Source organism: Arthrobacter sp. SPT-J7, assembly GCF_059089965.1.
In genome coordinates this window covers 1-6,817 of sequence record NZ_JBNHFF010000183.1, presented here as the reverse complement: position 1 = coordinate 6,817, position 6,817 = coordinate 1, and the positions used below count along the sequence as shown (strand labels likewise).

Genomic DNA, 6,817 nt, shown 5'->3' with positions numbered 1-6,817 from the left:
TGACCCTCCGAGGAGGGCATCACGCCGGTCAGCAATGACTGTCGAGCCGGTGTGCGCCTGTTCGCCGCGGACCTCGAACTGGTACTTGTTGGCCGCCCAGTTGGAGTCCACCACGCCAATGGTGATGCCTTCCCGCTCCATGCTGCGGCCCTGTTGAATATGGATTTCGGCAGCGTAGGCCGCCCTCGGACCGGTGCCCTCGCCGAGTGCGGCGGTTGCTTCCAATGCCTCACGAACAGTGATGCCTGCCGCATCCGTAATGGCGAGGACGTCCGCGGGCGACATCTTTCCGGTGTAGACCGAACTGCCCATCATGGACGGTTTGAAGCGAGCACCTTCCTCATTGAACCAATTCACAACCGCCAAGTTGTACCGGGGAATTGTTCCCGCGGCTCGCCACTCTGCCGCGAGGCTGAATGCTGCATGGGCCGCGGCAAGCACACCATAGGCGCCGTCATACCGCCCGGCCGTTGGCTGCGAATCAAGATGGGAGCCGACCAGCACGTAGGGCGCACCGGGATTCACCTCGAGCAGGGCAAACTGGTTACCCACCTGGTCAAAGGAAACATCGAAACCTTTGTCCCGAAGCATGGCGGTCAGCCATGCCCGCTGTTCCCCGTCTGCAGATGAACCCGCCTGCCGCTCCACTCCCCCGCCAGGCGTAGCGCCGAAAGCGCTCAAGGTGGCGAAGTCCCGCAGGAACGCGGCATCAGCTCCTGCGAACTTGCTTGGATCGGGTTCCGGCACAGCACCGTTGCTCATGATGGCTTGTCCTCCACGCTGGATGATTGGGGTACCTAAATAGTCTCAGGAGCGCACGCGGGAGGCACTGGGTCGAGGCCACCAATTCAGCTAGCGGCAATGTGTATCTGCACACCAGCCAGCCCTTGGCCGGCAGATAGGTCGGTAGGGGCAGAACCCTTATGCTCCATAACCTCGGCGGCACGGGAACAAGCGTTAGCTAAGTCGGGCGCTAAAGCGACGCCTGTACTCCGTTGGCTTCGTGGAGAATGCGGCCGCAAAGTTCTGCCGGAGGGTGACGGCGTTGCCGAATCCGCAGTCGGCAGAGATCTGGTCTATCGACAGGTCTGTGGTTTCGAGCAGCCGCCGGGCCGCGTCCAGGCGGCGGGCGCGGATCCAGGCGGCCGGCGTTGTCCCGGTTGCTGCCCGGAAGGAGCGGAGAAAGGTGCGGCGGCTCAAGTGTGCCCGGGCGGCCATCGCCTCGATGGTGAGGGGTTCAGCCAGATGGCCCAGGGCCCATTCAAGCAACCGCGAGATCGGATCATCGGTGGAGCGGGAAGGAACAGGACGCTCAATATATTGCGCCTGTCCACCCTCCCGGTGCGGCGCGATGACCAGGCTGCGTGCCACATGGTTCGCTGACTCCGCTCCAAGTCTGGTACGCACAAGGTGCAGGCAGGCGTCCAAGGCGGAGGCGGTGCCGGCGGAGGTCAGGACATCGCCGTGGTCGATGTAGAGCACCGACTGATCAAGGGCGATATCCGGGTGCCGTCCGGCGAGGGAATCGAAAGCCTGCCAATGCGTGACGGCCCGGCGTCCCGCAAGTAACCCGGCGTCCGCCAGGGGAATCGCACCAAGGCATAACCCTAGAAGTGGCACGCCACGCCCGTGCGCCCCTTGAAGCACCTGGCGCAGTGAGTCGCTGGGGACGCGCCCGTCGTCGAACCATGAGGGCACCACCACGACGTCGGCCCCTCCCGCCGCCCCGGGCCCTTTCACCTCGCCCAGCCGGTAACCCTCAGCGGTTGTCACCTCGCCTTCCTGGTCGGAGAAAAGAAAGGTCTTCCATTCGGCAAGGCCCTGGCGGGCCACCTCGTTAAAAACCATCTGCGGAACAGCGAGGTGAAACATCGTTGCGCCATCGAAGGCATACACCGCGATCCTCAAAATCGCCCCTTCCTGCAGCTTGGCCCGAATTCATCGTACATCTGCCTTCGTGCCACTGGTGGCTCCGGTAGGCACCGGGAAAACTGGAACAGTTGCCAGAAGGCAGCCGAGAGAACCACCAGGGAGAAACATAAACATGAGCACCCCCCGCCGCGCCCTCATCCTTATCGACGTGCAGCAGCAGTACTTTGGCGGCCCCCTCGAAATCCAGTACCCGCCGCACCAGGAGTCCCTGCCCGCCGTTGCGCGTGCAGTTGACGCCGCCACAGCCGCGGGCATTCCGATTGCCGTGATCCAACACTCTGCGGGCGAAGGTGCGCCCGTCTTCGCGCCCGGCACGTCAGGCTTCGAGCTGCACCCCGAGATTGAGCGCCGCAAAACCGGCGCATGGAAGGCGCTGGTCAAGCAGTATGGTTCGGTTTACGCCGGTACTGACCTCGCCGAATGGCTGCGGAAGCACGACATCGACACGGTCACCTTAGCGGGCTACATGACCAACAACTGCGTGCTCGCCTCCGCCGTTGAGGCAGAGTTCCTTGGCTTCACCACCGAGGTTCTCTCAGACGCCACCGGCGCTATCAACCTCGCCAACGGGGCAGGCTTCGCCGATGCCAAGACCGTGCACACGACACTCCTTACGCTGCTGAACTCGAACTGGGCAGCCGTGGCCGATACTGGTACCTGGACCAATGCCCTGGACACCCGGCAAGCCCTCACCAGGAGTGACCTCGGCAGCTCCGCGACCGCCGGCTCCGAGCTCGTCCCCCAGGCGTAATTAACGTCCTGGGCTTTCCACCTGCGTTCACCGGGTGGGAAGCCCGGGAACACCAGCAGCATTCGCGCCGTTGCACACACGGGGACCAAGCCCCAACGAATCTCAAGGACTAATTTCATGAAGTGGATTCTCCTCGCCGGCGCCATCCTGAGTGAGGTGACAGCGTCCCTCTCCTTGAAAGCGGCCCTGGATAATCCTGCATTCTTCATTGTGGTTGTTCTCGGTTATTCCGCTTCGTTCGGTTTCCTCGCAGCAGTCCTCCGTAAAGGCCTGGGCCTCGGGGTTGCTTACGGTATCTGGGCCGCGTTGGGAGTGACACTCACGGTGCTGCTGGCCGCCCTCATCTTTGGCGAGGCGCTGACCCCGGTGATGATGATCGGCGTCGCCATGGTCATCGCCGGCGTGCTCTGCGTGGAACTCGGATCACACAAAGAACCGGTAAAAGAACCGGCAAAAGAAATGGCCCGCTCATGATGTGGTTGTTGCTGTCGGCGGCAATCCTTACCGAAGTAACCGCCACTCTGTTCCTGCGCGTCGCATCCACTGGAAAGCGGCGCTGGTACATACCTGTCGGCGTCGGGTACGTCCTTGCCTTCACGCTCCTCACGCTGACCCTGGACCAGGGAATGAGCCTAGGAGTCGCCTACGGCATCTGGGCCGCCGCCGGCGTCGCTCTGACCGCCCTTGCCAGCCGCGTCTTCTTCAAGGAGATGATCACCCCCATCATGATGCTCGGGCTGGGGCTCATCATCGGCGGCGTCCTGCTCATCGAGCTCGGCGCTGCACACTAGTGGCTCCGTAATTGGAGCTGGGGCCTACTGGAGCGGAGCGGCAATTAGGCCGTTTCTCTCATCGCGGACAGGGGCTCTCCCCCGCGCGCCCGTCCATGGTCAAATGGGAAGGTTGAACCGGCCGCCCGAGTCCGACCACGGCCTCGGCACATGGAAGGAAGCACATGACCGATCGCCCGGAACACCCCCCAATACCCACCCCCGGAAGTGCCCAAGGCCTGGACAGCAAGGTTGAGGGTGGCTGCCCGGTGGCGCATGGCAGCGTGACCTCGCACGGCAGCGAGAGTGAGAACCCGGCCATCGATTCGCCGCAGCCCAAGGCGCACCGGCCACGGACCGTCGCGGACTGGTGGCCAAACCAACTGGACCTCACCGTGCTCCACAGCCATAACCCGGCAGGCAACCCGCTCGGCCCTGGCTACAGCTACCGAGAGGAGTTCCAGAAGCTCGACGTCGAGGCGCTCAAGCAGGACATCATCCAGGTCCTCACCACCTCCCAGGACTGGTGGCCGGCGGACTTCGGCCATTACGGCGGCCTGATGATCCGGCTGAGCTGGCACGCCGCCGGCACCTACCGTGTCCACGACGGCCGCGGTGGTGCAGGGGACGGCAGCCAGCGGTTCGCGCCGCTCAACAGCTGGCCGGACAACGCCAACCTGGACAAGGCGCGGCGATTGCTGTGGCCGGTGAAGCAGAAATACGGCCAAAAGCTTTCCTGGGCAGACCTGCTGGTCCTGGCCGGCAACGTCTCCCTCGAGTCCATGGGACTCAAGACGTTCGGCTTCGCCTTCGGCCGTGAGGACGTGTGGGAGCCCGAAGAAATTTTCTGGGGACCGGAGGACACCTGGCTCGGCGACGAACGCTACATCGGCGAAGGCCAGATGTCGGAGGAGGTCGGCTCCACGGAAATGGGCCTGATCTACGTCAACCCCGAAGGCCCCATGGGCAACCCGGATCCCAAGCTCGCGGCAGCGTTCATCCGTGAAACCTTCAAGCGGATGGCCATGAACGACGAAGAGACCTTCGCGCTGATCGCCGGCGGCCACACGTTCGGCAAGACCCACGGCGCCGGAGACGCCGACGCGCACGTAGGTCCCGAGCCTGAGGGCGCCAACCTCGAAACGCAAGGCCTGGGCTGGCTCAGCACCTACGGCAGTGGGAAGGGGGCGGACACGATCACGTCCGGTTTGGAAGTCACCTGGACCGACCGGCCCACCCAGTGGAGCAACCGCTTCCTGGAGATCCTGTTCGAGTACGAGTGGGAGCTGGTCAAGAGCCCTGCCGGCGCGCATCAGTGGGTCGCCAAGGATGCCCCGGAGATCATCCCGGACGCCCACGATCCGGAGAAAAAGCACCGGCCCACCATGCTGACCACGGACCTGTCGCTTCGCGTCGACCCGGTCTATGGGGAGATAGGTCGTCGCTTCCTACAGAACCCGGACGAGTTCGCGCAGGCCTTCGCCAAGGCCTGGTACAAGCTGCTGCACCGCGACATGGGCCCGGTTGGCCCACACATGCTCGGGCCCTGGGTCCCGGAGGCCCAGCTCTGGCAGGACCCGGTCCCGGCAGTGGACCACGAGCTGATCGACGAGCAGGACATCTCCTCGCTCAAGGCCCAGCTCCTGGACTCGGGCCTCTCCGTCTCACAGCTGGCCAGTACGGCATGGGCCGCGGCATCCACCTTCCGCAAGACGGACCGGCGCGGCGGCGCCAACGGGGCGCGGATCCGGTTGGAGCCCCAGCGCGGCTGGGAGGTCAACGAGCCTGAGCAGCTTTCGACGGCGTTGCAGGCGCTTGAGACGGTCCAGCAGCAGTTCAACGCCGCCCAGGCCGGGGGCAAGAAGGTCTCATTGGCGGACCTGATCGTCCTCGGCGGCTGCGCGGCAGTGGAAAAGGCTGCCCGGGACGCAGGCTTCGCCGTCACCGTGCCGTTCCGGCCCGGCCGCACAGATGCCGCCCAGGAGCAGACCGACGTCGACCAGTTCCAGTACCTGAAGCCGCGGGCAGACGGATTCCGGAACTACGTACGCCCCGGCGAGAAGCTCCAGCCGGAGACCCTCCTGCTGGACAAGGCGTACCTGCTGGACCTCTCCGCACCGGAGATGACGGCGCTCATTGGCGGTATGCGCGCCATCGGCACCAACGTCGGCGGCTCCAGCCACGGCGTCCTCACGGACAAGCCGGGTGTCCTGACCAACGACTTCTTCGCCAACCTGCTCTCCCCGGGCACCAAGTGGAAGGCGTCAGAGAACGAGGAGAACGTCTACGACATCACCGACGTCGCCACCGGCGAGCTGAAGTGGACCGCTACGCCGGTTGACCTTGTCTTTGGCTCCAACTCGCAGCTCCGGGCAATCGCCGAGGTCTACGCGAGCGACGACGCCGGGGAGAAGTTCGTCAACGACTTCGTGGCGGCCTGGGTGAAGGTCATGGAACTCGACCGCTTCGACCTGCGCTGATCGAGCGTCCGGGCCGGCTGCAGCTGTGGCCGGTCCGGACCTCCTCCCCCAGGCGCCGGAGAAGCAGGCTTCCGGGCAGCCACGCTTTGAACCAGGAGGAACCCCAGATCCCCGAGGTCCTTTGGGCCGCCCTAAAAGCCCGCCGCGTTGCACCCGCGGTTAATCAACGGGTCCTGAAAGGGCCGGCAGCCCCGGACTACATCGTCGCCAGCGCGGTGCCATGGCCTGAACCAAGGAGCCCATGAGAACCTGCTTAGCTTCGGGTTGGCTGGCTTTGGAAGATTCTTCCGCTCAGATCATCGCGGAGAATGTAGAACTGGCCTCCGTTGTCGTTGACTGTTCCGTCCAGCACATACAGGCCCCGCGCAGCATCTGGTCCTCCGGCTGCCCGGTCAAGGGCTTCGCGCAGATGCCGATCGAGATGCCCCTTCGGCCCAACTGACTGGATTTCTTCGATTTCCTCTGTTGTCAGCCCTGCCAGTACTGCATCAATGTCAGCCATGAAGCACCCTCCCCAATTGTGCAGGCCTATGTTGGCCTGGGTCCACACGCTAGGGCACGAGTGGCCGTCGCGGCAAGGATAAGGCGGTCCCGGGCCGACAGCTTTAACTGAATGGCAGCCAGGTGCATTGAGCGGTTCTCGAAGGCTAGTTCGGCCAAGGCCGCCGCACCGCCATTCGATCGCCGGCTTAGCGACGAATACGTCCCAAAACGCAGCGACAATGCCTGCCGGAATTACCATGCACACGAACCCAAAAGAACACGATCGAGCGCGCTACATACGGTTCTCATCCGAAACACTGTTCAGCAATTTGCTACTCCTCAATCTGGGCGGCGCAAGTGGCAGCTACGGGATTACAGGGTGTCGAGGTTTGACGGTCTCC

The 6,817-nt window shown here is 64.0% G+C and carries 7 protein-coding genes; 4 read left to right on the top strand and 3 right to left on the bottom strand.

Translation table 11 applies throughout. From position 1 onward, the window contains the following. Both AC5RWX_RS28680 and AC5RWX_RS28675 read right to left on the bottom strand, forming a co-directional pair. Nucleotides 1-762, bottom strand: a 762-nt coding sequence (locus AC5RWX_RS28680) for a M20/M25/M40 family metallo-hydrolase (protein ID WP_494099636.1), incomplete at its 3' end; no start/stop codon positions are given. A gap of 195 nt (nucleotides 763-957) precedes the next feature. Continuing rightward, nucleotides 958-1,908, bottom strand: coding sequence for a GlxA family transcriptional regulator (locus AC5RWX_RS28675; RefSeq protein WP_494099635.1), 951 nt, complete (start codon nucleotides 1,906-1,908; stop codon nucleotides 958-960). A gap of 136 nt (nucleotides 1,909-2,044) precedes the next feature. Between AC5RWX_RS28675 and AC5RWX_RS28670 the strand changes: the two genes are divergently transcribed. The 4 genes from AC5RWX_RS28670 (at nucleotide 2,045) to katG (ending at nucleotide 5,933) form a co-directional block, all read left to right on the top strand. Beyond that, nucleotides 2,045-2,683, top strand: a complete 639-nt coding sequence (locus AC5RWX_RS28670; protein ID WP_494099634.1) for an isochorismatase family protein — start codon at nucleotides 2,045-2,047, stop codon at nucleotides 2,681-2,683. A 117-nt stretch (nucleotides 2,684-2,800) separates the two neighbouring features. Next, a complete protein-coding gene (locus AC5RWX_RS28665; RefSeq protein WP_494099633.1) occupies nucleotides 2,801-3,157 on the top strand; it encodes a DMT family transporter in 357 nt (118 codons plus the stop codon). Next, nucleotides 3,154-3,474, top strand: a complete 321-nt coding sequence (locus AC5RWX_RS28660; RefSeq protein ID WP_494099632.1) for a DMT family transporter — start codon at nucleotides 3,154-3,156, stop codon at nucleotides 3,472-3,474. Before AC5RWX_RS28665 ends, AC5RWX_RS28660 begins: the two co-directional genes overlap by 4 nt. Nucleotides 3,475-3,638: 164 nt before the next feature. Continuing rightward, nucleotides 3,639-5,933: a catalase/peroxidase HPI gene (gene katG / locus AC5RWX_RS28655; RefSeq protein WP_494099631.1), complete on the top strand. Its 2,295-nt coding sequence runs from the start codon at nucleotides 3,639-3,641 to the stop codon at nucleotides 5,931-5,933. A gap of 253 nt (nucleotides 5,934-6,186) precedes the next feature. Here katG and AC5RWX_RS28650 read toward each other — a convergent pair whose 3' ends face one another. Next, nucleotides 6,187-6,435, bottom strand: a complete 249-nt coding sequence (locus AC5RWX_RS28650; protein WP_494099630.1) for a hypothetical protein — start codon at nucleotides 6,433-6,435, stop codon at nucleotides 6,187-6,189. Nucleotides 6,436-6,817 lie beyond the last annotated feature (382 nt).

Excerpts from the sequence above, each read along its gene's own strand:
- AC5RWX_RS28670 (WP_494099634.1), top strand. The coding sequence starts at position 2,045 with ATGAGCACCCCCCGCCGCGCCCTCATCCTTATCGACGTGCAGCAGCAG.
- AC5RWX_RS28665 (WP_494099633.1), top strand. The coding sequence starts at position 2,801 with ATGAAGTGGATTCTCCTCGCCGGCGCCATCCTGAGTGAGGTGACAGCG.
- AC5RWX_RS28660 (WP_494099632.1), top strand. The coding sequence starts at position 3,154 with ATGATGTGGTTGTTGCTGTCGGCGGCAATCCTTACCGAAGTAACCGCC.
- katG (WP_494099631.1), top strand. The coding sequence starts at position 3,639 with ATGACCGATCGCCCGGAACACCCCCCAATACCCACCCCCGGAAGTGCC.
- AC5RWX_RS28650 (WP_494099630.1), bottom strand. The coding sequence starts at position 6,435 with ATGGCTGACATTGATGCAGTACTGGCAGGGCTGACAACAGAGGAAATC.